The organism is Bacillus sp. NTK074B (assembly GCF_017303375.1).
Lineage (GTDB): Bacteria > Bacillota > Bacilli > Bacillales > Bacillaceae_B > Rossellomorea.
This window is the reverse complement of record NZ_JAFKOH010000008.1, coordinates 81859-108559: the sequence shown is the minus strand read 5'-3', so window position 1 is coordinate 108559 and position 26701 is coordinate 81859. Positions and strand designations below refer to the sequence as shown.

Genomic DNA, 26701 nt, shown 5'->3' with positions numbered 1-26701 from the left:
AGGTCAAAAGAATCTATCAATAATAGGAAGAAGGTGATCTATATGGAATTTATTGGGAAAACAGTTAAGCTATACAGGTTAAAAAAAAGCATGAGTCAGTCTGAATTAGCTACTGGTATTTGTTCCGTTTCTTATTTAAGTAAATTGGAAAACAACAAAATTGAACCTTCTCAGGAGATTGTAGAACATCTTTTTAAGAGGTTAGACATAAAAAGAAACCCGGTTATTTCAAGTGTTATAAATTCTGAAGCAGAAGAATTATTGAGAATTTTAACTTACGAACTCTTCATTAATGAAAAAGATTTATCAAAGGCACGAGATAAACTGGCATCTGTATTAAACATGTTAGAAGCTAATCATGTCCCTCGTCTGACCATCTTCGCAAACATTACTTTACTTAGAGTAGCTACAATATCAAATAATAGAAAACAAGCGAAAGAGCTTATCAATGAATTAACACAACTTGTTGACCAAATGAATCCTTATAATAAATTGCTATTTAAACTGTATGTAAGCATCTTTCTTATTACCACAGAGGATTATAAATTAGCCAATGTCCATTGCAATGAAGCATTGATACTTCTGAAAACGGAGGTCGTAAGTAGTTGGCTTTCTGGATACTTGTACTACATTAAAAGCCTGATTTGTAGTCAACTGTATCAAGCAAATCAATGTATAGAATTTGCTGAAAAGGCCTTAGAGATATTTAAAGAAGAATTTCTACCTAGCCGTTGCATTGATAGCTATATGCTCTTAGCCATCAGCTATAGTAGATTTAAAAAATATATGAAAGCTCTTCACATACTCCATAAATGTGAAAGATTAATATCTCAAGAAACAGATCAAAGAAGATTAGGAAAAATACTACACAATAGGGCACTCTTTTACGAAAAGATGGGAAACATTAAAGAATCTATTAGATCATGGAATGAATGCATAGAGTTAAAGAAGAAGTACCATGATCCATCTGTATCTTTTACAACATTGATATTGGCTAAAACCCACTATAGGTATGGGGACTATTCTGACTCTGAAAAAGTCTTAAATGAAATGGAGATCGAGGACCAAGATTCTTTACTGAGAGAGGAAGTGGAGCTTCTTTTATATTTATTAAAAGTAAAAAAGAATCAGATAACAATGGATGAAAAGAAATTAAGTAGATCAATGAAAGAATATAAAAATTCTAGTAAGCCAAGAGTTTATAGTGAATATTGCTATTGGGTTGCCAAACTATTTGAAGAAAGAAACTTATATAAAAACGCATCATATTATTTTTGCGAAGCTTATAACACTATAAGATAAACATGGAGGAATCGAAATGAAGAATCATGTTCATAAGATGTTTAAAATAGCTATTGTAATGGGTATCATTTCTGGTTTAATTATCATCCCTAACCAAGATGAAGATCATCCCGATCCAGTAAGTGGGGAAGGAGTTCACTTCAATATATGACAATCGATTCTCCTATTCAACCTTCTTTTTCAAACAACATAGCAGTAGCTAATTTGATAAAATGAGGTCTTAAAAATAGCATTAATCCCTACAAAAGACAGCTCGTTTTATCAATAGCAAAGCTATGTTAATTAACGGTTTATTCTGCTAACATTAGTTATAACATTACATATCATAGCTATGAGAAATCAGTAATGTTAACACATGTGTACAAATAAACGGTCATGATCATAATTTCATATTTATAGGAGATGAAAATATGTTCAAAAAAACAGCTAAAATAGGTAGCGCTTTAGTTTTGACGGCTTCATTATTATCCCCTTCGGCATTTGCAGCTAGTTCATCAGAGGAAGCTTCAAAGCTCACCATGTCTCAAACCACTTATAATAAGAAACTACAAGAATATAACTCCAAAGAAGAAGTGAAATTTGCCAAACAACTTCAAAAACTATCACAAAAAGAAATAAAAAAACATCACACACTTTTTCAAAAGAAAATTGAAAAATTCAATGATGATGAGTACAATCGTTTTATATACAACTATGTGAAAGACAATCATCTTACCGTAGGGGAAATGACTAATTCCCTAGCAGAAGTAGGAATAGAATTTAATAAAAAACCGAAGCCCCTCTATACAATAGACGGTTTATCACCAAGCGATATGACCCTTGATGTCTATTCTTCAAAAAGATGGGACCAAAGTTATTATCATCTTACATCATCATGGTCTTCATATAGTGAATCATCAAGCGCAACAATTGACTTAGTCTCAGTGGAATGGGATCCAGATGATGGCTATTACTACTCTTCAAGTGTAGGAGACTCTAGCATTGTGACCAAACGAGATGGCTCTCAAAGGAGCAACGGCATATATCTATTCAACGTTGAAGATGATAATTACGATTTTGACTCCTATGCAACAGTACAGGTTGTTCCTTCAAGGAGCGGATGGCTAGATTATGGTTCTAAGTATACACATACTTATACTACTTACAGTACTTCTTCAACTGGACAAGCCTATTTTAGCTTTGATTCAACTGGTCCATCAGGTGGATTTAGTTATACCGTAAGTCAGACAAGTAAAGTTTCCGACTGGTCAAGATATGACGACAATGCAGTCTATATCGACTAAATAAAAATGTTTATACTAACCCTACAATGAAAAAGTAGGGTTAGTATTTTATTTAAGGAGGCGTTAATTCTGAAACTAATAATAAAATGGACAATTGCCTTATCACTAATTCTTCTGCTCACCTCTTGTAGCGACAAAAAAACTACCAACACTGAGAATGTCCAGGAAGACAATCTGTTAATCTTCCAGAACCACCATACCACCACCCTTCTTCAATTTGAGTTGATCTTGAAGAGCTTACTGAACGATGACACTTCGTCTGATTACACACGAGGTATGATCGATCAGTATGATGCAAGTAATCATAGAGTGATTGCTTATACAAGTTTGAACACTATTGACATCGAGGAAGACCAGGAGGATCACCTTCTAGAGCTTTATGATGGAATGCAGAATTTCGTGGCCAATTTGGATCCTGATGCTGTGGATGAGGAAAAGATAAAGAATATGATTTCACTGGCAGAAGATCTCAGGGGTATGGATGTAACGAAGAAATCTGACGATAAAACGGTACAGGAGTTAAGCGACTTGCTTGATTAATCAAAAATTGCTACAAGAGCGAAGGGGATCCCCTTCGCTCTTTGGCTCACTCCTCAATATACGGCTGCTCTCTCAAATGATACGTCTGCTCCACCATCGCATAGTAAAAATGTCCGTATTCCACCCAACGCAATGGGACATTCAATTGAAGGACATATTCTCTATCAAAAACGTTGATATGCTTCTTATCATACGTCACTTTCTTAATCTCCTGAAGGGGGATGCTTTCTTTCTTATTCCCTTTCACCTTGACCAATTCTCTCCCCACTATGGACACTGTACTACGCTTTTTCTTCCACAGTTCATAGATGGTAAGAATTCCTCCAAGTAGGGTGAAAGCGATAGAAATGAAGATTTCTTCATCAATTCCGTTCATAAAGACTCTTGCCCAGTGTCCGATCAGGAGGGCGTAGAAGAACCATAGACATTTCGAGAGGCCGGGTGAACTGTCATAGTGAACGGTTTGTTCATTTTCGATCGCGTTCTCTTCCCTTTTTTTCAAAAACAGTTGTTTCTGTTCTTCGACTGATCTGCTGTGGAAAGGCTCAAGGTCGGTATGGGTGCCTTCCCACATGTCCGCACTGTCATCCTCCTCCTCAAGGCTATATCCTCCCACCCAGGCAGCGAGGACCTCGTCCCCATAGGAGAAGCTCATCAGATAATAGCGCAGAGGCTGACCGTATGAGTTCACGGTGTCGACAGAATCCACGACCTGAATGTTTTCCGGAAAGATATGTAGCTCCTCTCCTTCTTCATCCTGCAAATGGACCAGATGGTTGAAGAGATGCGCCTTGGCAAGCACCGGCTGCTTCGGACTGACCGGGAAGAGATGCTCTTTATGGTGTTCCGCGAGCCCCCAGTACATCATCTCGGCACTTTCGACATGTGCAGAAAGCGATTGGAGGATGTCCGGTTGAACCGGGATGTTCTTATTCATCGCAACCACGACCGCATTTGTGCTGATGCGTGGATCCTTGAACGACACCGCCTCCTTCAGGAAACCTTCTGCCTCTTCTGAATAATAGAAGTTCATCAACCCGATCAGTACATTGAGGCGGTACCTCATCTGGAAGTAGGACTCCTTCCACGATTGATACACATAGTCGGACCGGTATTCCCCGTCGTACTTAAGGTATTCATCCCGAAGCTTCGCATAATCAGCCAGGAGCACCAGAAGGATCCTCGCTCTCTTATACCCTGCCTCCACTCCCGACTCATTGATCGCCGTGATAAAGTCATAGTACATATATTTATAAAAAGGAGATTCCAACTGATCGATCGTCTTATCCACAATCCCCCTCAACAGCACCGGGAACTCACACAGCTCCTCCACCGGCAGCACGACTTCCTCATGGGTTACTAGCTGCACCGTCTGATCATGAATCTCCTGAAAGATCCCCTCATCCTTCGTCAACAGCAGACACTGGAGCGCCCGCACCTTCGCATCCGGATCCAACCCGTCAAAACGCAGCAGAATCTCATCAATGATCTCAGGCATCGGATAATCACACACAAACTCCACCAGTCCAAGGGAAGGATTATCCCACACATCCACCCGCTCAGGGAAGGTTGATGCCGCCTCCTTCACCATATCCTGCAACATCTCCACCCGGATCTTCAAATCATCCTGCCCCTTCAACTCATACAACGTCCCAAGCGCCTCATACCTCGTCCCCGAATCCACACTATGCAGCTGTTTCATTAAACTTCTCATTTTTATCTCGGTCATAGGTTCCCCTTCTTAGTAAGAAAATTGATTATATCTTTGCTATTTTATTATGGGGGCGGGGGGGGAATACATGTATCTTTGGGACTAGGTAAATAAAAATATTTTACATTTGGGGCAACTCCCTTGGACATAAAAAGAAGCGCGGGAACTGTCCCAGTGCTTCTAACTTATTATGGATTTTTACGAATCTTTAGTCTTATTTGATATACTATCTTTATACCAATAAATAGTTGCTCTTAAATCGTTATTTGACTGCCGATATGAATGTACGAATATTTTACATAGGGGATATTTATGAACATTGGAGAGAGAATCAAAGAATTGCGTCAGAAGATCAACATGACAAGGGTGAGCTGGCGAACGATATTTGCACTCAATCTTTTATCAGCCGGTTGGAAGGGGGAAGTGTGTCTCCCTCCGCTGAAACCGTATATAGATTATCTGAAAGACTGGGGGTTCCCATCTCTGTACTCATCCATCCTGCTTATAATGAACGATATGACTATTTCAGCGAGGTTTATAAACAATTACGAAATGCCAGTGCGGCAAGAGACTACGATCAGGTACTCAAGTTAATCCAAACCCAAAAGAACAATCCTTTATTTAAAGACATTCGTTATCAAAAAAGACCTTGATCAAGCACTCGCTCTGATTAATTCTGCCATGGGCATGTCCTACAGCACTAAAAAGAACCTTTCCGAAGAAGACTTAGAAATTCTCATTACCAAATGCAACCTTCTAATAGAAGCGAAACGATTTGATGAGGCGCAGAAAGAATACCAAACTGTGTTCAGCCACCTTCATCAGAACCTGCCACTATTAAATGATAAAATCGTCATTCGATCCTACTACAACTACGCCTATGTTTTATATCACACAGAAAAGTACAATGAATCCATCATGTATTGCAATAAAGGAATTACCTATTGCACGGAGCATCACTACTTATATGCACTGGGGTATCTGTATTTCATGCTTGGACGAAACTTCATCAAGCTGCATAACAAGGAGTCGGCCATCACCCATCTTCAGTATGCCAAAATGGCTTATCACTTACTAAAGAGCGAAAAAAATATCAAGATGACCCAAAGCCTCATCACACAACTGAAGGACTCATGAGACCCAAAAAAAGCATCCGAAGCGGGATGCTTTTAATTATTCATGGATGCTTTGGTCTTATTGATTTGGTACTCTGACACTTGTACGAGGCCAATCACTGGTGAATCACCCTCGCATTCCTGCAAGGAGATGGATCCGGTTCTTTCCTCTATGTTCTTACAGCTTGTATTCATCCGTTCTTCCCCTTTTCCATCTGTCAATTCATACGTCAAAGAACCGCCTTCGAACTTCATCTTATTCAGCGTCACTTGTCGATTGGAGAAATTCGAGAGAGTCAATTCAGCTTCCTTATTGGCCTTAACATCTTCTATAAAGGATAATAGTTTATCCAGATTTTCTACTTTCCCCTCTTCGTCTACAATCGTGTCCCCATTATCGGTCGCTTCCGCAATCGTGTATTGTTTCTCTTGTGGTGCACTGGAACATCCTGATAGCAAGAGCCCTGTAAGTGTCATTCCTGCTATTACTTTTTTCATTTTTTACACCGCCTGCCGTTTTAATAAGCTTATTGATTGAGTATACACCAATTGCCATTCTTATTTATTTTCAACGTGCAGGGATATAAGTGTATTACGTCACTTATTGAGATCCTTTTTTCCTATATTCTTTCTAATATATGAATATAGTAATAATTTTTCCGGGGGCCAGGGGGACAGGTCCCTTGGCTCCTAACAATCACATACTCTAGCAAGGAAGCTCGGAAACCGTCCCCATACTCCTTAAAACGTCGCCGTATTCGCCTGATCCGCCTTCACACAATCAATCGCAATTACAAGCGCCAGGATCACGGACTCCATCTCTTCCTCCAGGATCTGTACCCTATAGCTGTCGCCCCAACTGAACCATTCCTTGCCCACTTCGCCTACGACTCTTCCCTTGTGCAACACCTGAAAGTCCATATCCATCCAGTTTCCCTCTACTTCAATCCCTGCCGCATTAATCGAATACTTAGCCTTTAGAAAGGATAATTCCTTCTTGATCGTCACGACCTCTTCACCATTCACTTCCACGAAGAATGTGGGCAGAAAGCTCAGTACCTTTTTCGTGATCAAAGCGACTTTTTCCCTGTCCTGATTCATAATGGAGAACGTCTTCGGGACCTTCATCAAGCTACCCTCGACATAATAAATGTCCCTCTCATCTTGATCCTTTACGGTGAATTTCTCGCTTAGACTGAATACTTTTTGTTTGATGTATAGTTGTTTCATCTTATTCCCCTCCATTTACTTCTTTCCTTTATATACGAATGAGATGGGGGGAAGTTCCAATTTTCACTGAAAAAAGCCATCCCTTCACGAAAGGAATGGCTCTTACTCTCTTTATCTCTCACACGCCCATCCGTCTTTATCCCGGTCATGCTTCTTTGCATACGCGGGATGATCGGAAGCGACTCCATCCGGATAGACTTTTCTCAGTTCTGTACAGTTTTGATAGAATTCCTGTTGCTCGGCAGCTGGCTCTTCCGTTGTATCAGTGCTCGCACTGGATTTTGCCGTGGAGGCTGTACTTGTTTTCTTCTCTTCTTTCGAATCCAGGTCCCCTTTGGTCGTCCCGTTTTCACCGTAAGCCCAGAGACCTGTTTCCTTCTCTCTTGCTTCCCGTGCGAATTTCACGAAGTAGTCGCTGTATGTCACATCCGGGTTGTAGGTGGACGGCTCGGCATATCCGTTCAATACGAGGTCGGCATTGAACATCTTCGACCGGATTTCTTCTTCGTTCATGTCATCCTTAGGGATTTCAAGCCAGATCAGACGCAGGTAACGATTATAGCGGTCCGTTTCGGACACATCCTTTTGAAGCCAGACCGTTTTGCTTTCCAGCTTTTCGGTCGTGTAGTTACTGGCTTCTTTTCCATACTCTTCGGTTCTCGTTGTGGACTCGGGGGTGTTAACGCCGATGAATCGTACTTTTCGTCCGTCCTTCAATTCGACGGTGTCACCATCTATCACACGGGAGACCAGCACTTCTTCCAATCCGAACGTGTCGGCAAGCTCCTGCTGTTCTTTCTTCGCCGCCGCTTCTTCAGCCTGTCTCTCTTCTTCTTCCTTGGCTTTCTTCTCTTCAGCCGCCTTCTTTTCTTCCTCTGCCTTCGCCTGTTGATCGGCTTCTTTCTCAGCTTGGGCAGTGGTGTCTTGATCCACTTCTTCTGATGGAGCTGCACAGCCTCCGAGGATAATTCCGAGAATTCCGACCGGGATCAACCAGCCTGTGAACGCCCTCTTGTCTTTTTTCTTGTGAGAAGTTAGATATAAGCTAACCACCACGATTAATAATCCAAGCCATGCTGCAGGTGTGATCATCGCCATAAGCAGAATAAAGATGATGGCCATGGCAGCCAAGATCCTACGTGATTCTTTCATTTCAGCACCTCATTACATATATTTCGTTCAAACCCTCTGAATGACCGCAACGTTTTGTATATTCATTGTATTATAAAATCGCTTGTTTATCTGATAATATCGCAATTCAATAAGAATCTTTCATCAATGTGTTTGGTTTGGAAGTAAGAGAAAGCTTCCTCATTATTTTCTTTATATAGTTTTCTTTTCACTCATGTTAAGAAAAGCGGGTCTCTCAACCTATTACAATGAGGTCGAATTCTCTTTACGTTACTATTAGAATGAATAGTCAAACAATAAAGATTCCTTTGTACCAGGAAAGATGACCCTCCTTTTCTCTCCTCTGTTTACATTCATTTACAAGTCGTTAAAAACAGGATTCTATAATATGAACTGTTCGATTCAATAGATTCATGAAGGGAGTCATCCACATGACGAATGAGAGATCAATGGAGAATTGGATTCAGAAGCTGAATGAAGAGACCTTATATAAAGGGGTCGACCGCCGCAGCTTTCTGCAGGGGGCCGGGAAAGTCGCCGGAATTTCGTTAGGGATGGCGATTGCTCAGTCGATGGGCGGCTTAGCCGTTTCGGCAGAAGAAGCTGGGTTTCGGGATTTTCCTTTTACACTCGGAGTAGCTTCCGGTGACCCGCTTCCGGATAGTGTCGTATTATGGACACGTTTGGCTACTGACCCTCTTAATGGTGGGGGCATGCCTGACCGCAAGATTCCTGTCAAATGGGAAATCGCGAAAGATGAACATTTCCGCCGCATCGTGCAGCGCGGTACGGAAGTGGCAAGTCCGTCCCTCGCCCACTCTGTTCATGCCGAGGTGGAAAATCTGGAAGAAGATACGGTGTACTATTACCGGTTCAAGGTCGGGAAGGATTTCAGTCCGATTGGAAGGACGAAAACGCTCCCGAACCTTAATGCAGATGTCTCAAGCCTGACATTCGCCTTTGCTTCCTGCCAGCAATATGAGCATGGCTATTATTCGGCTTATAAGCATATGGCCAAAGAAGATCTTGATCTCGTTTTCCATCTTGGAGACTATATTTATGAATACGGTCCTAATGAGTACGTAGCTAAATCTGGAAATGTGCGGGACCACAAGGGGCCTGAAATCCGTTCGTTACAGGACTACCGGAACCGTCATGCCCAATACCGGACAGATGCGGACCTGCAGGCTGCCCATGCGGCTTTTCCCTGGGTCGTCACATGGGATGATCATGAAGTGGAGAATAACTATGCCGACATGATCCCGGAAAAAGGCCAGTCTGTGGAAGAGTTCGTGAAGAGGAGGGTCGCTGCCTATCAGGCCTATTATGAACACATGCCATTGAGGAGGTCGTCAATGCCTCATGGTGCGGATATGCACCTCTACCGCCAGTTCTCTTACGGTAAGTTAGCCAATGTTATGGTGCTCGATTCCCGTCAGTATCGTTCCGATCAGGCAAATGGAGACAAAAGCTCGCCTCAGACGGAAGAGTCCCTTGATCCTTCACGCACCTTGTTGGGCCGCGAACAGGAACAATGGGTGCTTGATCATCTCGGCAACTCCAACAGCTCATGGAATGTACTGGCCCAGCAAATCTTTTTTGCCAAACGAAATTATGGTCCAAGCCCTGACCGGCCTTTATATAGTATGGATGGCTGGGATGGCTATACACCTGCAAGAGAGCGGATCACGAATTTCGCCAGAAAGAAAAACATGGATAACCTGATTGTCCTGACAGGTGATGTACATGCGAACTGGGCCTCTAATATCCTGGCAGACTTTGACGACCCCTCTTCCCGCATGCTTGGAGCCGAGTTTGTCGGCACATCGATCACATCAGGCGGAGACGGGGCAGACAAGCGCGCTGACACGGACCGCATTCTTAGCCAGAACGATCATATTAAATTCTTCAACGATTATCGTGGTTATGTCCGTTGCCATGTCACGCCGACCCAGTGGAAAGCCGATTATCGTGTTGTTCCATTCGTCTCGAGTCCAGGTGCGGATATTTCTACCAGAGCCTCCTTCGTGTACGAAAAAGATGCAGAAGGTCTGAAGGAATTGTCTACGCTAACCGTTCCAGAAGGGAAACCTCTGTCTGCTGAGGTGGAAGAGGACCGTCATGAAGCGCATGCCCGCGCCCATCAAAAACAAGCCCAAAAAGGCAAACACATGCAAATGAACTAGCACCAAGGAGGCTGATGCCATGAAAGATCGCAACCAACAGGTGATCGGACATTTGGAAGAGCTGAGGAGTCGTGCCATTAAAACCGTACTCGCCTTTATCGGTTTCCTGATCGTAGGGCTCTCTTTTATGAAACCGATCTACGGATGGCTGATCAGGGATATCGACATGAAGCTCGCCATCCTCGGACCGAGTGACATTTTATGGGTGTACTTAATGATCGCATCTGTTTTCTCAGTCGCAGCCACCATTCCAGTGGCTGCCTATCAGATTTGGCGATTTGTCTCTCCGGCTCTGAGTGCAGCAGAAAGAAAAGTCACCTTACGCTTCATACCCGCCTTGTTCTTTCTGTTCATTTTCGGCATTGGGTTCGGCTACTTTCTTCTTTTTCCGATCGTCCTGAACTTCTTGACCACCCTGTCAGCCGACCAATTTGAAACGATGTTCACAGCGGAGAAATACTTCCGATTCATGTTACACCTGACCCTGCCTTTTGGATTGTTATTCGAAATGCCATTAGTCATCGTCTTCCTGACGGTACTTGGCATTCTGAACCCTTCCAAATTGAAAAAATCAAGAAGGATCGCTTATTTCCTGCTGGTGGTCATTTCAGTGGTAATTACCCCTCCGGATTTCCTTTCGGATGTTCTGGTCATTCTGCCGCTCCTTCTTTTATATGAAATCAGCATCACCTGCTCAACCATGGCTTATAAGAAAAAGGCTTCCCCTTCGGAGGAGTCACATTCAGGTCAAGAGAAAGTAGCTTTATGAAGGAAGAGATTTGAAATGAACACTGCTTGAACAGAAGAGGCTTCTTAAGTGTAATCGGAATTTGGCACATCCCTGTTCCCACGCACACATCAAACTGACAGGAGGAGAAACCTATGCTTACAAATATCGGGATCCCGGGATTAATTCTCGTACTGGTGATCGCCCTGATCATCTTCGGCCCGTCAAAACTACCGGAAATCGGACGGGCATTCGGAACGACCTTAAAGGAATTCAAAAGTGCTACGAGTGATTTAGTCAATGGCAATGATCAAGAAAAGAGTACCTCAAGAGACGAAGGTCAACGACTGACAGCTGTGGAAAAAGACAAACAGCATACAGGCAGCTGACCTGCCACATCAAAAACCGCCCAGAGCTTCTTAGCCCGGGCGGTTTTCGATGTCAGGTATCCATTTCTCTAACTGTGACCGTTCTTCTCTTTCTCTTTCAAATAGTTTTCATATACTTCCCTTGCCTTATCCGGTCTTGGCATTTCTTTCGTTATTCTTTTATGTATGTCATTCACCAGATAAAGCCCCCTGAACAAACAACCTGCAATGATACCGAAAGCCAGGCTTCCGCCTATCCAGGGCCCGGCTATAAACAAGATCAAACCTAGTATACTGGCTAAAAAAATCGATAATAGTAAGTACAAACGAATAGGTCCCCCTTCTCTCTAATGATTTGTTTGTCTAGGATCATGATCCAGAGGGACAGGTCCCTTGGCACGTTTACCTTTCCAACACTCTCCCAATCATCTGCCCCATAAACGAAGAAACCTCACCCTCACCGGTCTCCCCACGAATCCAATCAAACTCACTCTCCAGAAGACCCGCAATCTTGCGCGTAGCCTCCCCATGTCTCGACGGCGTCATCTCCTCATAAATCTCCACCACTTGATCCTGCAACTCCTGCGGCAAGTCCCTGTGAATCGTCTTCAACCCCAGAACCGCCCGCTCACTCGCATACCGGGAAAGCAGAATGCCCGTCACGTTACTCATACAATGCCTGAGCATTTCCACCGCCCATGTGTGGTTCCCTCTCGCCGCTGCCTTTTCATATTGAAACAGGAACCAGGGCGCATCCAGCACGTTATCCTTGAACTGTTCCTTTGAGATGGTGAGGTTTTGGGATGATTCAAATTTCCCCATCACATCATCCGGATCATATACCACCGTAAAGAAATCCTTCTCCTGAAACGTCTTCTCCGTCACCGTAAACAGATCGATATGCAGCCAGTCTTCATAGATCGCGATGATCTGCGGTGCGATGATAAAAATGTCATCGTGAAAGATAAGATCTTTGTACGCCTTCAAATGATCGAGGCGACGGGTCAGGAATTCCTTCTCCTCCCCATCTTCAACCAAACAGTACAGGTCGATATCCGAATGTTCATCGTGTTCCTTCCGTCCCATGGATCCTTTTAGGAATACACTCCGGACACTGGGATCTTTTTTTAGACTTTCGAGTACTTTTTCAACAGCCGTTTCTTGTCGCATGTCAGTTTCCCCCTATGTAAAAATGGATATTACGCCATTGTACCAATTTTTTCATATTGAGAATAGGGGGGATTTTCAGATATTAAGGAAGCAAGGGGACGGTTCTGCTGCTTCCAGCTTATCAAAAAGAAGCACGAGAACCGTCCCCTTGCTTTCTTCTCACTTCTCCCGATTCCTCCACTCCTCAAGCGTCATCATCCCAAACGTATCCTCATGATCCAATTTCAAGGGAGCAATGAACTCTGCTGAGGAGGCTCGGCCGAACGTCCGTGGAAAGCGGAGCAGTTCCCTTCACCCTCCTGCACCACAACTTAAATGACAGAGCATCGTACATATTAGTTTGTATGCGAATAGCAACAATCTTTGCGAAAACAGCCTTGAAAAATAAATGGATATTCCTGCTAAACAAGCACATACTACTTTCTGAGTAAACAGATGTTTACATATTAAAATAGGAGGTAAAATCATGAAAAACAAAACATTTGCTTTGATGATGGTTGTATTCATGGCGTTATTGTCTCTTTCAAACGGCGTATCAGCCGCTAAAGGCGGGACACCGGCAACGAAGGATATCGTTGACACGGCTGTGGAAGCCGGTCAGTTCAAGACCCTTGCAGCTGCTTTAGAAAAGGCAGGACTTGTGGAAACGCTGAAAGGTGAAGGACCGTACACGGTATTCGCACCGACAGACGCTGCGTTTGAAAAGCTGTTGAAGAAATTAGGTATCACAGCCGAAGAACTACTGGCAAGAGAAGATCTTAAGCAGATTCTTCTTTACCATGTGCTTTCAGGTAAAGTCATGTCCACAGACCTGAAAGACGGTCAAATGGCGGAAACACTCGCCAACAAGACAGTGGAGATCAAACTTGACCCTGTCCGCGTCAACAATGCCAATGTGGTGCAAGCTGACATCCAGGCTTCTAACGGTGTCATCCACGTGATCGACGAAGTATTACTTCCGGAATAAGCTCTGTTAACAATAAGCCCCCTCAAAGAGTCCCAAATGGACCTTTGATGGGGCTTTTTTTGTGGGGAAAATTCAGCTTGAACTATCTGTTGCTTTATGGAAATATAACATTTAGGAGGAGAAAAAATATGAACATTGAGCTACAAACAGAGAGACTAAAACTTACCCCGTGTACGGATGAATCAATATTAGAGTATGATACACCGGAATATGAACTTGGACCCCATATAGGAATGTATCTTGAGAATCTAAAAGAAGATTCTTCTGTTTTGGGGTGGGGTGTTTGGCTTATAATCGATAAACAAACGAACAAAATTATTGGGGATATTGGTTTCAAGGGTAAACCAGACGATGAAAAAACAGTTGAAGTTGGCTATGGTATCACAGCATCAGAACAAAATAAGGGGTTTGCAACAGAGGCATTACATCGTATTGTTAGTTGGGCATTTAACACTAACTCAGTAAATAAAATAAAAGCTGAGTGCCTGGAGGACAATCTCCCTTCAATTAAAGTATTGCAGAAGGTAAATATGACAAAAGTTCTCAAAGATAACAATATGCTTTATTGGCAGTTAATTAAATAAAATAAGCATGATTAAAACGCAGAGGGATGTAAACCCTATGCGTTTTTTTATGAGATTTTGCTATCCTTGATTTATTCAATTTACCATTTTTTTGATTGTTATGTTAGTGGAAGCATGGAGCCGGTTCTCCCGCTTCCTCTTGATGTAAAAATGAAGCAAGTGGACCTACCCCATTGATCTTATGGTAAAATATCATTATCAGAATTTTACAATTTATTTATTTTAGACTATTGTTTTTTTTTAGAATCCGTATTTCATTGGGGAAAGGAGGAACACACACATGAAAGAGACTTTAATCCACCAAAGGATTGAGTCCATTTGGAGAGCGGAATCCGCTAAAGTAGTGGCATCACTTACTCGGATGGTGAGGGATATTAGCATTGCCGAGGACCTTGCTCAAGACACACTGATCACAGCGCTTGAGCGTTGGCCGGTCTCTGATATTCCGGATAACCCAGGTGCATGGCTCATGACTGTGGCTAAACGAAAAGCCATAGACATGCTTCGCAGAAAAAAAAGACTGGATCAAAAATATGAACAGCTGGCTTACTCGATGAATACTCATTATGATCATGACTTGGCTGATGAATTGGATGAAGAAATAGAGGATGATGTGCTGAGGCTGATTTTCATGACATGTCATCCGGTGTTATCAAAAAACGCCCGTGTAGCCCTTACACTAAGACTGATCGGGGGACTGACAACAGAAGAAATCGCACACGCGTTCCTTGTACTTGAACCAACGATTGCCCAGCGAGTGGTCAGGGCAAAACGAAAACTTGCAGCAGCCAATGTTCCTTTCGAGGTTCCTGATAAGGCAGAGTACGCGGAAAGGCTTTCTTCCGTATTGGAAGTGATCTATCTTATGTTCAACGAGGGCTATTCAGCTTCTACAGGTGAACACAAAATTTGGGTGATTTGGGAGAGATGATGATAATCTTTTTATGTATGGGCTATTTCAACTCCGAAAAAATGGATGCACGCCCAAGTGCAGAGATTGAGGCTGTTATGGAGGAATGCCAGCCGCACACGGAGAAATTTTACGAAACCGGGAAGGTGCTCCTTGATGCGGGTCTGGAGTCCGAGATCAAGAACTTGCGCCGTGTGAACGGGAAGGTCATGGTAACAGATGGCCCGTTTACAGAAACGAAAGAGCTGATTGGAAGCATATTCATTTTTGAAGCAGAAGACATGGATGAGGCGATCGAGCTTGCTTCTATTCATCCGACGACGCAACTGACTATAGGAGAAGAGTTCGGATGGCGAATTGAAATCCGTACTGTTCATTTCTTTAAGAATGATCAATGAGTTACCAAGTAAACAGATTTATATTTTTCTAAAAGAATGACCATTTTGAGCAAGGAGTGGATGATATGACGAATGGAATAAGCTTCGTTCAGGACGTTCTTGAAACGTACAAACGCGCCGTCTATGAAAGCGACGTTGAAACATTCCTCTCGATCTATTCGGCAGACGTACATATTTATGACTGCTGGGGAAACTGGGAGTGTAGGGGTCTCTCTTTATGGAAAGATCGTGTAACAGAGTGGTTCAATGGTTTAAAGGAAGACGGATATTTACTAAAAGTGGAGATGGATGATTTAGTTAATGAGGAAAATGCGAATGTTGCATTCGTGCACTGTGCCGTAACTTACTCAGCTTTCAGGGGGAATTCCGAAGAAAAAGATCGTCAAATGACCAACCGTTTCACATTCGGCTTAAAAAAAGGGAACGGATCTTGGCTTATCACACACGAACACTCTTCATTGCCAATCGATATGCAAACGGGAAAAGGGATTTTCAACCGGGAGATGGACTCGGAACAATAATATCTCTCTTTCATTTCACAATCTGGTGCATTTCTTCAAGAAGGAGAAATGCTCTCAACAAAAAAGGTGCACGGTAAGGGAAAAGGGGAATGAACATGAATGACCTTCCTTTGATTGAAACATACAAAAGCTTCTTACAAGCATATTCTCCTGAGCAGTTAAGGTATACACCCGAACAAGGGGTCTGGTCTATCGGCCAAATGTATGACCATCTACTTGTCGTAGCTCATGAGTATCTGGACAGTGTTGAAGCTTGTGCATTGTCAGATGGTGAGCAAATGCAGGGGAAAACAGAGTTTGGAGACTATTTATTTAACATTGGTGGATTCCCGCCAATTAAAATCCAATTACCGCCCGAACTTAACGCATCCCCGGACAATACAAAATCGAAAGAAGCCATTACACGGGAGCTCGATCAACTAATAAAACGAATGAAAGAATTGGAAATGAAAGGAGAAGAAATCAACCCAAACTACAAGCAGGAGCACGGAGGCTTTGGATGGTTGAATGCCCAGGAATGGTATGATCTCGTTGGAATGCATTTCCGTCATCATCTCCGGCAGAAATATGAGTTAGATGAAGCATGGGTGAAGCATGGGGACGATTCTCCTGCTTCCCACTCATAGAAAAAAGGAAGCACGGGAACCGTTCCCCGTGCTTCCTCTATTTTCAATCCAGAGGGACTTCTTCTTTCAGTCGATCTCCCCCTTCATTCTCCCACTCTACAATTAACGTAATATCTTTAGAAAAGCTTTCAATGCTAGTGTTCAAAGCCTGCCGGGTTCCTCCGCCCCGGGGAATCTTGAATTGTTTTCCCCTTGCCGTTCCACTCCCCTCACCATTGGGATAGGTTATGTAGTATTTAACGGCAGATGGGGTATAGTCTTTTTTGAATGATAGAGTCCCTCCAATGTAATACATCTCTTGTTTGCCTGAGTGAGTAAACGTGACCTGAATAGTGGACTTCCAGGAAGAGGATTCACCACTTACATCATACTGTTCATCTTTTTCACTCTGACATCCAGTTGCAAACAATACTATCACCATAATCATGATGGACACTTTATTTTTCATAGAATGATCCCTCCCTGGTTTTTGAACCGTGTCTTGTTCCCGTTACGTTTAGATCTTTAAATGCTTTATCTTCCCCGGGTTATAAACGTGCAACCACTTCTCAGATTCATGGATCATCCATTCTCCCATCTCATTTAAAAAGGACAGAAGTTCATCGGGATCGTCAACAGGGTTGAGGGCATATTCAAGGGCCTGCTTCATATCGGATTCCTTCTCCGGGTAATGCCTGGAGAAGAGTTGAAAAGCCGGATATAAATCTCTTGTATACACTTGTTCTTCCTCTATCACCAGAGCAAGTCCCGCCCTGACAATAATCTTCATGATCCACACACAGCAATCCTCTATATCTTCCAGATCCTCATTTCCATCAAGGTCCTCTTTAGCACGTCGAATCTGATCGCCTATATTCACCAGGTGTTCGTTCCCCAGTGTGATATCCGCCTTATAATTAGGCAATTGACCCTTAATATCTTCTCCATGTACACACACACTGTGGGTCTTGATCATAAAAGGGATCATGGCAAAGGTCTCCGTTTGTAAAATATCCTCTATATAGTAGAAACTGAACTCCACACCATTTATTTGCGGAAATCGATAGTCCATGTCTCCCTCGGTCTTCTCTACCCAATCCACATCTAACTCTTGCATACACTTATTCGTTACCGCAATCGTATCAAGGTCCGACACACCTTCAATCCCCAACCCTCGAGGGACGGACCCCCGAATGTAGATGCTGTGCAGCTCCTCCTTCAAGTGAAGGCGATACTCCTTGACTACTTTATCGATTACTCGGAGGAATACAGGCTGGATATTCTCCATGCTAGCATCATTAAGGATAAACCCCTCCGTATCTTCTTCACAAAAACGTCCAATTTCTTTTATATGTATCACTGTATCACTCCTATGTTGGTTAATCCTTCTCGGGCCTCCAAACAAAAAGGAAGCATATCCTATGGTGGACAGGCCTCCTTCTATTCCATTCTTTCCTCCGCACTCTTCTTCCGTGTGAGGAGGAATTTCACCAATCCATATCCAAACAGAATGATAAAGATGGGAAATGAAAATTCAACAAATGTAAGGGACATCACCAATAAATCGTAGTAAAGAACCAAATCAACCGCTCCGATGATAAAGATCATCATCACCAATTCTTGAAACCGAACGTATAAAAGCGAGATCTTCGTCATCACCTTTCTACCCACTTCCACCTTTATAACCCCTTCCCGTACCTTCTCTATACATACGTTCCTCCCTTAAGAAGGTTTCATTTTTCTCAGCAAGAAGGGTCACAAATGAAAAAGCACGAGATCTCCTCCCGTGCTAAAACCCATTATTCAAATTCCTTCCCCTTCTTCAACAATTCAATCGTATCCATCCGACAGATCTTCTTAATGCCAAAGACATAGACGAACGCAAGGGTCACCAGCAGGATCATGAAATCCAGGAGGACAATGATGCCCAAGAATGACAGACTCACCGGTATGAGCTTGAAGAAAAAGTTGAGTAGATAGATCACCAGTGTATAAAGAAAGATGTTACGAAACAGGATATAAAGCAGTTTCGTATAGATGGTGACAATCATTTCACTCTTATATCCGATCAGTTTAAGTATTGCGATTTCCTTCTTCTGGATCCTGAGGAAATTGATCATAAGCAACACCGCCGTCACGATGGACGTCACGACCAGGAATACGCACAGAACAAGGAGGATCATTTGATTGGTACTGATATTGATGGAGAAGTTTTCAAAGCTGTTAAAGGTGTAGCTGGTAAAATAATGGTTGTCCTTTAACAATTTCCCCACGGCGTCCACGTCTTTAATATCCTTTACATACACAACCAGGTTGCTCAATTGAGACTCCTTGATGTATTCCGGACTGTTCTGTGATTTCTGGTACATCATCTCCGTCAGCTTCTCGGCCACTTTCTCATTTACATAGGCCTGGTTGTTCTTCGGGATGGAATGGATGAAGATTGCATTCTCATTGGTGGCCCCGTGTTCCGCAGTCAACTCGACATCAGCGGATTCTGTCGAGGAGAAACCGCCGTCTTTCTCTTCAATGATGGGAACGTTAAGGGTGAGCTTCCCGGCTTTCGTATCTCCGACGCAGATATGTCCGTCTTTCAATGTACATCCCTCGCTCACAAGTGGTGCCAGCTCCTCACTGATTCCAATCATGGAATACGCGGTGGCCATTGAATCACGATAGACGGTAGGCAGCGTGTATACGGGATAGGCTTTAGCCTTGTCCGAAACGCCTTCTTCTTTCAGAAGGTTGTTAATCTCATTCGTATCTTGTAGGGAGATCTGTGTGGTGGACTCTCCATTTTCAGTCCCCGTCACATGGATGACCTTCACGTTATTGTTGTTCATGAAGTCTTTATTGATCATTTGATACTGATTTGAAATATACGAGACCATGAAATTCAGCATCGTCAGGGAAATGACCATGATCAGAATGGAAATCGTCAGGAAATGGTGAGTCTTCTTCCTTAGCATTTTCACAACGAATGTCGTGTTCATTGAACTGTCCCTCTTTCTAATGACAGGGTCGTATCGGCGTAATCCTTCACAACAGGATCATGTGTCGAGACGATGATCAGTCTCTCTTTGGAGAGCTCGACAAGCATGATTAACAGGTCTTCTTTCACTTCATAATCGATACTTGCCGTCGGTTCGTCCAGCAAGATGATGTCCGGCGCACTTAACAACGCTCTGGCAATGGATACCCGCTGCTTCTCTCCTCCTGAAAGGAACGACACTTTCTCCTCGATGAGGCCGTCGATGCTTAACTTCCTGCACGTTTGGAGAATCCTGTCATCATACTCATTCACGGGATGATCCGTTACGTTCAGCTTCAGGTACAGATTTTCCTTCACCGATATATTCGTCAGCAGCATATGTTCCTGCATCACATATTCAAGATGGTCGAAGGTCTTATGGATGGAGCCGCTATCAGGTGCTTCAAAACCCGCAATGATATTCAGCAATGTGGACTTCCCGCTGCCGCTTGCTCCGTAGATGGCATAGAAGCCTTTATCCGGAAATGTGTAGTCCAGGTCACTTAAAATCTTATTCCGGTAACTCTTATTGATTTTCTCAAGCTCCAGGATCGTCGTCATTTCGCCAACTCCATCACGTCGCCATCGCTATAGATGATGAGCTTTGAAGAATGATCATCAAAACCGATGAACTGATTACCGGATTTCAGAAGCTTCTGATCCTTGAAGCCCCTAACTTCAAACTTTCCTGTATCATTCACTTCCACAATATATTCATCCAATGCCCATGCAAAGACCGTGCCGTCTTCTAGTTCCTTAATTTTCTGATCGCCACAGAAGAATGCCTCTTCTTTCACGTAACAAACGTCTCCTTCATGGGCACTCAGATTTTGGGATACGTCCTCTGCCACCAATTCAAACGATGACAACGAAAGGTCGGTATGATACACATTTTGCTTTCCATCTTCATTCAGAAGCACATAGAACTGGTCATTCGATGAAATGCCGACGCCGAAGATGTGTTTGGTCATGTCATTCTCCTCGGTTTTCAGCTTTTCAAGTTTGTTTTGATCCGTCAGCTTGTAAAGCCCCTTGAACACCTGCTGATCAGAAGAGTATTCCATGATGGCGAAGATATACTTCTCATCCACGACAGCGACAGGAAAGATCGCTTCTTTATCATTGTCATGCTTATAAACAGGCTCCAAACGATTGTTTTCCCTTTTCAAAATGGTAAACTCGTTCGTCATGGAATTCCCGCTTGTCACGTACTCATCATTTCCCGGAAGTCTGTATTGAAACTCGTTTTCTGTTGCATCGACTTTCCCGGTGCTTGACTTGACTTTTTCATCATATGTAAGATATTGAACGCCATCATACACAAGGGCGCAGTCCCCACCGGAGCACCCTAGAACCTCCGATTTCACCCCTGCCTGCTCATCACAGCCGCTCATGAATACTAGTAAACTGAAAGCTAAGAATAAAAACTTTTTCATCTCATCATCTCCATAAAAAGAAGGAGGTAGCATGTATGGCACGGGCAATCCCCAGTACTAACCGTTACAAACTATACTCCTTCCTTCATTTTCATTCTATCATTGGGGTTCTTTATCTATTAGACAGAAGCGTTCACAGACCAAGATCGGGCATCGCCTTTGATCTTCACTTTCGCTTCATTTTGGATGGAAACGGTACCGCTTCTATAGTCGGCGCTTGGCTTGATGACCGCATTACGTGTTTCAGAATAAGCACCCTTCGCACCATTTGAGTTCTGCCAGTAGGCACTTTGACAAACGTTTTGCCATGAACTGCTTGAACCGGCACTTACGCCGTCAGCCGAAATCCCGATGGACATGGACGCACTGTTTCTTAATGAAGCACATGCTTCCCAAGTCGTCTTGATCCAATCAACCGAGTTGCTGCCTGAATAAACAGCCGATGTTTGATACGTAAACTGATACGTATTCCCGCTCGACGACAGACTCGACCTCCATGCATTGGATGTTAACTTACCATACGGTGTAGAAACATAGCTTGAATCCGATGCTGCACTTGCGGAACTGATGGTGAAACCAAATGCACAAATCGCCACTGTAATACCGATCATCAACCTTTTAACCTTTTTCATCTCATTTCTCCTCCCGGACATAACCAGTTTTTTTTTAGGATGCATGCTGTCAAAAGATCGTGATGCGCAGTAAGTAACTTTCATAAAACATGTGTACCATTGCCATAGCATCTTTCATTATGTGTACAATCGTATGGTGTAAGAACGAGCTACTCATGAGTATTCGTTTGAATCGATTCGACATTATCTTACCATGTTTTGGATTAAATGGATTATTCTTTTAGGAATGTAAGTAGAAATAGGTCTATTTTTCTATTCTTGTTTATTTTTTCCTGAAAAGAAGCACAGAGATGGTCCGGTCGCTCCCTTTTCACATAAAAAAGCAGGAGAACGCTCCCCTGCTTTATCCCCTTATATGGAGACGTTCCCTTGCTTTCTTGGTAAAATGGCTTGATTAGTCAGACAAAGTAAATCCGTCAATATAGCAGGATGAGATGAAGGTTGGCGGATTGTTTCCAGGCCGATTAAATAATATCAACCCTTCAAATACATCTTCTACTGTAGCGTTTGTGACATTCTGCAATTGGCTACTAACTGTGTTGACGGTAAACTCTGTTTCAGTCCCCTCAAAGTCCAAAAAGAAAAACGTGACGGGATCTTCACAGCAGGCACAGCTCCCGGTACTCTCCACCGGCTCCGGCAAACTGCTCAGATCCGGCAAGGTGCTTCTCACTTGAATCGCAACGATCTGGCAAATTGGCACATAACTCGTTTTGTTGCTTTTTTCGTACTGTACAATATACCCCTTCACAATCGCTTGGAGATTCGCTACGGTTATATTATCATCCTGCGTCAAAATATCGACTGAATTATCTTCATCCATGATCAGCAGGCTGATTAAGTCCTTCATAGTTTCCGTGCAGCACTCACAGTCGGAGTCTGTGGATGGCCCCGGTGGACCCTGTTCGCCTTGTGGGCCCTGTTCGCCTTGTGGACCCTGTTCACCTTGTGGACCCTGTTCACCTTGTGGACCCTGTTCACCTTGTGGGCCTTGTTCGCCTTGTGGGCCCTGTTCACCTTGTGGACCCTGTTCACCTTGTGGACCCTGTTCGCCTTGTGGACCTTGTTCACCTTGAGGACCTTGTTCGCCTTGAGGACCTTGTTCGCCTTGAGGACCTTGTTCGCCTTGAGGACCCTTAGGACCTTTAGGACCCGGTGGACCAGTCCTCCCCCTTGGCCCGCGTTTACAACAGTCCGATTTCTTTTCTTTACATTCCTCTTCCTCACGATGCTTCTTCCTATGTTTCCGGCACTTTCCAAATTCATTATCTGAAGACATCCAACTCACCAACTTTCCTGTTCTAATGATACAATCGAATGCTTGCTTTCCTCTGTAACAGTATATGTAAGAAGGGATTATCTGTGAGGACAACAACCCAGGAGGGCACTTGTCAGGTGACGTTAGCTGACTTCAACCCTTCATAAGAGCCAATCGATATATCCCCGTGTTAAAATGAATGGACTAGTTAAAAGGAGGAATGACCATGTTCACATCCAAAAATGATTTCTTACAAGAATGGAAACAAGAAGCCTCTGTCACCCAAAAGGTAATGGATACACTGACGGACGTGTCCCTGAAACAAGAAGTGACACCTGACTTGTACAGCATCGGAAGCGTTGCCTGGCACATCACGGGAGCTACATACTACTTCCCTGCTCAGGTTGGCATCACATTCGAAGTGCCTGACCTCCGCAAAGAAGCACCGTCGTCCGCTGCCGAAATCAGCGAAACGTATAAGCTCGTCAGCGACCGCCTTGTAGAAGCTGTTTCTGAGCAGGTGTCTGATGAGAAAATGAACGAAATGGTGAATCTCTTTGGAATGGAAATGCCGGTTCAGGCCGTGTTCCGCCTGTTGATTCAGCATCAGGCTCATCACCGTGGACAATTAACAGTACTGATGCGTCAGGCTGGTTTGAAAGTACCTGGGGTGTATGGTCCAAGCAAGGAAGAAATGGAAGCGATGAAGGGTTAAAGAGGGATGACAGCCGGTGGTAGCCGGCTGTTTTTATTATATAGAGACCGTGGTTGTAGTCTGCAGTTCACTGTCGACTGCAGCTGTGGTCCGTACCTTTGCACGAAGGTCATGAATAAACGGTTCCGCATCCTCCATATAAATCAGCGCCTTCTCCACCACTTTTCTCTGCCCGAAATACCCTCTCGCCTCAACCGGTTCCTTGAAGATGATTTCATACCGCAATTCATCGATCATCCCGAAGACCCGGGTGAACACCCTTGGCAGCATAGCGACGTGAAACACATGTTTCTCATGGATAATGCCCCCGCTTTTGGCATACTGGGTTCTTGCGGGCTCGATGGCTGCCACATCTTCAAGCTGAAAATGGAGGGATCTTCGTACGCCGACATTCATCTGGACCCTATTTCCTTTGAACTGGATTGGTGAGTTACGGACGAGATTATAGTCACCGAGCATATAAAGGATACTGTAGATATGCAGGACTACGAGGATATCTGCACGGATTGGATCCACGTCCTTTAAATAATAGTGAAAAGCGAACGCTTCGATGACCTGTTCATGAAGGAGGGCGATGAAGAGCCAGAAGTAGTTCGAGCCTTTGTGAAAAGGATAGGTTCCTTCCTTGGGGTTCACCTTCCATCTGAACAGGGCATAGTTGAAGATGAGCGTTTCTTTTTGGAGGATGGTAATGAACGGATTTTTGTCCATGTGTCCCCTTCTATATTTGACAAACAGGATGATGGCGCCGATGTGGGCAAGTACAATCAGAATGACGAGTGAGATGAATAGTTGAGTGTCCAGGGTAACCCTCCTTCATGTGGGTGGCTTAGTACTTGCTTAGTCTTCATTTGGGATATATACCAATTTTATCCTTTTGTTTTATTACTTAAAATGTAAGGGATTCTTTGGACGATGCATAGGATTTTTTTCCTTTATTTTAAAATAAATTTAGATATTGTGACAGAATTGTAAAGAAAGTAGAAAGAAGCCAGGTGGACGCCTCATTCGGTCCACCTGGCTTCTTTCAATCAACATCCTATTTATTCCTTTTTCTCTACTGCTGCGACCGCCTCAATTTCCACTAATTGATTCGTGTATCCAAGCACCGTCACTCCCGACAATGTACTCGGCACATCATGATCGCCGAACTCTTCCCTGATTGATCTCCAGGCAGTCACTAAGTCTGCCTGATGATGGGACGCCACAATGACCCTTGTATATACGACGTCTTTCAGGGAAGCACCGCTTTCTTTCAGAACGGCTTTCATGTTCTCTACGCACAGCTTTGCCTGCTGTTCGTAATCATTGATATAAGGCACTTCTCCCTCTTCATTAAGCGGACATGCCCCGGCCAAGAACAAGAGATCCATATCTGAAGGGACTCGTGAAGCGTAGGCGTAATCGACTTCGGCTAATTGGTTGGAGCGGATGAATGTGATGTTTTGATTCATAGGGTTTCCTCCGATTTCATTTTATGCTTTCTTAGAAGTTCTCTCTCGGAGGACATCATTCCTTCTAAATAAAACCCAAAAGTACCACGGGGTCAGGTCCCCTGGTCCCATCCTCACAAAAAAGCACCAACGGACCTGTCCCCCCGGCTCCCCATATGCTATAGTATCCTAGTATCAATTGAGAACGGAGTGATGATATGAACTCAACAGTGAAAGAAATAACATTGATTATTATTGGCTCCTTATTCTTTGCCCTTGGAGTCAATTTGTTCGCCATCCCGAATGAGCTTGGGGAAGGCGGCGTGACGGGGATTTCCATGATCCTTTACTATGTATTCGATTGGTCGCCGGGTATCACGAACTTTGCCATGAACGGGGTTCTCCTTGCCATCGGATATAAAGTTTTAAATAAACGAGTGACATGGTACACCATGCTGGCCATTTTCTTCACCTCCCTCTTCATCCAACTGACCGAGGGGATGGGCGATTCAGTCGACATCATGCTCGGCACCGTATTCGCCGGCGTATTCATCGGGATCGGGCTTGGTCTTGTCCTGCGTTCAGGGGGGACGACGGGTGGATCCACGATTGTGGCCCGCATGCTCAATCAGCGTTTCGGATGGGCGGTCAGTACGAGTATGTTCGTATTCGACATCCTGGTCGTGCTCAGTTCCGTGTTCGTTATCGGAATTGAAAACACGATGTACACCGGGATCTCCATCTACATCAGCACGAAGATCCTCGATTACCTCATCGATGGATTCGATACACGGAAGGCGGTCACGATCATCTCCCAGGATACCGATGCCATCGCCGAGAAAGTCAGCGCCAAAATGGACCGCGGCGTCACCATCATCAATGCAAGAGGTCACTACTCAAAAGCGTCGAAAGATATCCTCTATGTCGTCATCAATAAGCAGGAGCTCTTCTTACTGAAGAAGATGATCCAGCAGATCGATGATAAGGCTTTCGTCGTCGTCCATGATGTGCGTGATGTGTTCGGGGAAGGATTTACGTTTCCGAAGACGTAAAACGTGCGCCAGGGGGACAGGTCCCTTGGCACTGTTAAAAAGGAGAACTCGCCGTTAATTTTGGCGAGTTTCTTTATTCTACTTGTGAAACGGTTCTCCGGAATCTTTAAATTAAGATGATTGCCTATGATAAAAGGACCTGCAGAAGTAAAAATAAGCGGAGATTTTCCGGTTATACTCAGAGTGGATCTTGATTTGAGGGAAATAAGGGGACTTTTTCCGGTTAAGCACAGTTAAACCACTTATTTATTGTTCTTTCGGGAAAATAGCCGGAATTTTTCCGTCTATTTTCACTCTTTCTTTATCGTAATGACGAATTAAGCGGAATTTTCCCGTCTATTCTCCCAACTGAAAAGTATGCCCCTCTATTGCACATATACTATCCTTGTTGTCTTC

Annotated in this window: 33 protein-coding genes and 1 pseudogene; 17 read left to right on the top strand and 17 right to left on the bottom strand. The window is 43.7% G+C overall.

The window, feature by feature from the left end; translation table 11 throughout:
• The first annotated feature begins 42 nt into the window (after positions 1–42).
• The 4 genes from JI667_RS14585 to JI667_RS14575 all read left to right on the top strand — a co-directional run bounded on the left by JI667_RS14585 (position 43) and on the right by JI667_RS14575 (position 3125).
• The gene (locus JI667_RS14585) at positions 43–1302 is read left to right on the top strand and encodes a helix-turn-helix domain-containing protein (RefSeq protein WP_206856112.1); all 1260 of its coding nucleotides are present in this window, start codon (positions 43–45) and stop codon (positions 1300–1302) included.
• 16 nt (positions 1303–1318) lie between these two features.
• Complete coding sequence (locus JI667_RS22950) at positions 1319–1453, top strand: hypothetical protein (protein WP_280515498.1); 135 nt, start codon at positions 1319–1321, stop codon at positions 1451–1453.
• A 259-nt stretch (positions 1454–1712) separates the two neighbouring features.
• The gene (locus JI667_RS14580; RefSeq protein ID WP_206856110.1) at positions 1713–2585 is read left to right on the top strand and encodes a hypothetical protein; all 873 of its coding nucleotides are present in this window, start codon (positions 1713–1715) and stop codon (positions 2583–2585) included.
• Between the two features lie 228 nt (positions 2586–2813).
• The gene (locus JI667_RS14575) at positions 2814–3125 is read left to right on the top strand and encodes a hypothetical protein (protein ID WP_206856107.1); all 312 of its coding nucleotides are present in this window, start codon (positions 2814–2816) and stop codon (positions 3123–3125) included.
• Positions 3126–3171: 46 nt separating this feature from the next.
• Here JI667_RS14575 and JI667_RS14570 read toward each other — a convergent pair whose 3' ends face one another.
• Complete coding sequence (locus JI667_RS14570) at positions 3172–4854, bottom strand: hypothetical protein (protein WP_206856102.1); 1683 nt, start codon at positions 4852–4854, stop codon at positions 3172–3174.
• A gap of 260 nt (positions 4855–5114) precedes the next feature.
• On the opposite strand from JI667_RS14570, the gene JI667_RS14565 reads away from it, so the two are divergent.
• Together JI667_RS14565 and JI667_RS14560 are read left to right on the top strand one after the other, a co-directional pair.
• The gene (locus JI667_RS14565; RefSeq protein WP_206856099.1) at positions 5115–5489 is read left to right on the top strand and encodes a helix-turn-helix domain-containing protein; all 375 of its coding nucleotides are present in this window, start codon (positions 5115–5117) and stop codon (positions 5487–5489) included.
• Positions 5490–5523: 34 nt separating this feature from the next.
• A complete protein-coding gene (locus JI667_RS14560; RefSeq protein WP_206856096.1) occupies positions 5524–5973 on the top strand; it encodes a hypothetical protein in 450 nt (149 codons plus the stop codon).
• 32 nt (positions 5974–6005) lie between these two features.
• Here JI667_RS14560 and JI667_RS14555 read toward each other — a convergent pair whose 3' ends face one another.
• The 3 genes from JI667_RS14555 to JI667_RS14545 form a co-directional block, all read right to left on the bottom strand.
• Positions 6006–6449, bottom strand: a complete 444-nt coding sequence (locus JI667_RS14555; RefSeq protein ID WP_206856091.1) for a hypothetical protein — start codon at positions 6447–6449, stop codon at positions 6006–6008.
• Positions 6450–6692: 243 nt separating this feature from the next.
• On the bottom strand, positions 6693–7181 hold the full coding sequence (locus JI667_RS14550) for an LURP-one-related/scramblase family protein (protein ID WP_206856088.1): 489 nt from the start codon (positions 7179–7181) through the stop codon (positions 6693–6695).
• A gap of 111 nt (positions 7182–7292) precedes the next feature.
• Complete coding sequence (locus tag JI667_RS14545; RefSeq protein ID WP_206856070.1) at positions 7293–8333, bottom strand: thermonuclease family protein; 1041 nt, start codon at positions 8331–8333, stop codon at positions 7293–7295.
• Between the two features lie 410 nt (positions 8334–8743).
• Between JI667_RS14545 and JI667_RS14540 the strand changes: the two genes are divergently transcribed.
• From JI667_RS14540 to JI667_RS14530, 3 genes are all read left to right on the top strand, one after another.
• Complete coding sequence (locus JI667_RS14540) at positions 8744–10498, top strand: alkaline phosphatase D family protein (protein ID WP_206856068.1); 1755 nt, start codon at positions 8744–8746, stop codon at positions 10496–10498.
• A gap of 19 nt (positions 10499–10517) precedes the next feature.
• The gene (gene tatC / locus JI667_RS14535; protein WP_206856066.1) at positions 10518–11267 is read left to right on the top strand and encodes a twin-arginine translocase subunit TatC; all 750 of its coding nucleotides are present in this window, start codon (positions 10518–10520) and stop codon (positions 11265–11267) included.
• Positions 11268–11380: 113 nt separating this feature from the next.
• On the top strand, positions 11381–11614 hold the full coding sequence (locus JI667_RS14530; protein ID WP_206856063.1) for a twin-arginine translocase TatA/TatE family subunit: 234 nt from the start codon (positions 11381–11383) through the stop codon (positions 11612–11614).
• A gap of 68 nt (positions 11615–11682) precedes the next feature.
• Here JI667_RS14530 and JI667_RS14525 read toward each other — a convergent pair whose 3' ends face one another.
• Positions 11683–11919 (bottom strand): hypothetical protein, encoded by a 237-nt coding sequence (locus tag JI667_RS14525; RefSeq protein WP_206856060.1) that lies wholly within the window; start codon positions 11917–11919, stop codon positions 11683–11685.
• 76 nt (positions 11920–11995) lie between these two features.
• Positions 11996–12763: a nucleotidyltransferase domain-containing protein gene (locus JI667_RS14520; protein WP_206856057.1), complete on the bottom strand. Its 768-nt coding sequence runs from the start codon at positions 12761–12763 to the stop codon at positions 11996–11998.
• Between the two features lie 466 nt (positions 12764–13229).
• Here JI667_RS14520 and JI667_RS14515 point away from each other — a divergent pair, with 466 nt between their 5' ends.
• The 6 genes and pseudogenes from JI667_RS14515 to JI667_RS14490 all read left to right on the top strand — a co-directional run bounded on the left by JI667_RS14515 (position 13230) and on the right by JI667_RS14490 (position 16769).
• On the top strand, positions 13230–13730 hold the full coding sequence (locus JI667_RS14515; protein ID WP_206856054.1) for a fasciclin domain-containing protein: 501 nt from the start codon (positions 13230–13232) through the stop codon (positions 13728–13730).
• A gap of 128 nt (positions 13731–13858) precedes the next feature.
• A complete protein-coding gene (locus JI667_RS14510) occupies positions 13859–14314 on the top strand; it encodes a GNAT family N-acetyltransferase (protein WP_211201304.1) in 456 nt (151 codons plus the stop codon).
• Between the two features lie 280 nt (positions 14315–14594).
• Positions 14595–15224 (top strand): annotated as a pseudogene (locus tag JI667_RS14505) (RNA polymerase sigma factor); the annotation flags it as partial.
• Between the two features lie 17 nt (positions 15225–15241).
• On the top strand, positions 15242–15622 hold the full coding sequence (locus JI667_RS14500; protein ID WP_244668332.1) for a YciI family protein: 381 nt from the start codon (positions 15242–15244) through the stop codon (positions 15620–15622).
• Between the two features lie 65 nt (positions 15623–15687).
• A complete protein-coding gene (locus JI667_RS14495) occupies positions 15688–16143 on the top strand; it encodes a YybH family protein (protein WP_206856046.1) in 456 nt (151 codons plus the stop codon).
• Positions 16144–16238: 95 nt separating this feature from the next.
• Complete coding sequence (locus tag JI667_RS14490) at positions 16239–16769, top strand: DinB family protein (RefSeq protein ID WP_206856044.1); 531 nt, start codon at positions 16239–16241, stop codon at positions 16767–16769.
• A gap of 43 nt (positions 16770–16812) precedes the next feature.
• On the opposite strand, the gene JI667_RS14485 is transcribed toward JI667_RS14490, so the two are convergent.
• The 9 genes from JI667_RS14485 to JI667_RS22735 all read right to left on the bottom strand — a co-directional run bounded on the left by JI667_RS14485 (position 16813) and on the right by JI667_RS22735 (position 23074).
• Positions 16813–17217, bottom strand: a complete 405-nt coding sequence (locus tag JI667_RS14485; RefSeq protein ID WP_206856041.1) for a hypothetical protein — start codon at positions 17215–17217, stop codon at positions 16813–16815.
• Positions 17218–17265: 48 nt separating this feature from the next.
• Positions 17266–18108 carry a nucleotidyltransferase gene (locus JI667_RS14480; RefSeq protein ID WP_206856037.1) on the bottom strand — a complete coding sequence of 281 codons (843 nt, stop codon included), beginning with the start codon at positions 18106–18108 and terminating at the stop codon, positions 17266–17268.
• A gap of 80 nt (positions 18109–18188) precedes the next feature.
• The gene (locus tag JI667_RS14475; RefSeq protein ID WP_206856034.1) at positions 18189–18425 is read right to left on the bottom strand and encodes a hypothetical protein; all 237 of its coding nucleotides are present in this window, start codon (positions 18423–18425) and stop codon (positions 18189–18191) included.
• Positions 18426–18547: 122 nt separating this feature from the next.
• Positions 18548–19741, bottom strand: coding sequence for an ABC transporter permease (locus JI667_RS14470; RefSeq protein WP_206856031.1), 1194 nt, complete (start codon positions 19739–19741; stop codon positions 18548–18550).
• Positions 19738–20340 carry an ATP-binding cassette domain-containing protein gene (locus JI667_RS14465; protein WP_206856027.1) on the bottom strand — a complete coding sequence of 201 codons (603 nt, stop codon included), beginning with the start codon at positions 20338–20340 and terminating at the stop codon, positions 19738–19740. The genes JI667_RS14470 and JI667_RS14465 overlap by 4 nt, the downstream gene beginning before the upstream one ends.
• Positions 20337–21215 (bottom strand): hypothetical protein, encoded by an 879-nt coding sequence (locus JI667_RS14460; protein ID WP_206856011.1) that lies wholly within the window; start codon positions 21213–21215, stop codon positions 20337–20339. Before JI667_RS14460 ends, JI667_RS14465 begins: the two co-directional genes overlap by 4 nt.
• 119 nt (positions 21216–21334) lie before the next feature.
• Positions 21335–21847 (bottom strand): hypothetical protein, encoded by a 513-nt coding sequence (locus JI667_RS14455; RefSeq protein ID WP_206856009.1) that lies wholly within the window; start codon positions 21845–21847, stop codon positions 21335–21337.
• 394 nt (positions 21848–22241) lie between these two features.
• A complete protein-coding gene (locus JI667_RS22740) occupies positions 22242–22697 on the bottom strand; it encodes a hypothetical protein (RefSeq protein WP_244668331.1) in 456 nt (151 codons plus the stop codon).
• Complete coding sequence (locus JI667_RS22735; protein ID WP_244668330.1) at positions 22694–23074, bottom strand: hypothetical protein; 381 nt, start codon at positions 23072–23074, stop codon at positions 22694–22696. Before JI667_RS22735 ends, JI667_RS22740 begins: the two co-directional genes overlap by 4 nt.
• Positions 23075–23331: 257 nt before the next feature.
• Here JI667_RS22735 and JI667_RS14445 point away from each other — a divergent pair, with 257 nt between their 5' ends.
• A complete protein-coding gene (locus JI667_RS14445; RefSeq protein WP_206856001.1) occupies positions 23332–23820 on the top strand; it encodes a DinB family protein in 489 nt (162 codons plus the stop codon).
• A 36-nt stretch (positions 23821–23856) separates the two neighbouring features.
• Here JI667_RS14445 and JI667_RS14440 read toward each other — a convergent pair whose 3' ends face one another.
• Both JI667_RS14440 and JI667_RS14435 read right to left on the bottom strand, forming a co-directional pair.
• Entirely contained in the window at positions 23857–24531 is a 675-nt protein-coding gene (locus JI667_RS14440) for a hypothetical protein (RefSeq protein ID WP_206855998.1), read from the bottom strand.
• Between the two features lie 332 nt (positions 24532–24863).
• Positions 24864–25274: a RidA family protein gene (locus tag JI667_RS14435; protein WP_206855995.1), complete on the bottom strand. Its 411-nt coding sequence runs from the start codon at positions 25272–25274 to the stop codon at positions 24864–24866.
• Positions 25275–25471: 197 nt separating this feature from the next.
• Here JI667_RS14435 and JI667_RS14430 point away from each other — a divergent pair, with 197 nt between their 5' ends.
• Positions 25472–26305, top strand: a complete 834-nt coding sequence (locus JI667_RS14430) for a YitT family protein (protein ID WP_206855992.1) — start codon at positions 25472–25474, stop codon at positions 26303–26305.
• Positions 26306–26701 lie beyond the last annotated feature (396 nt).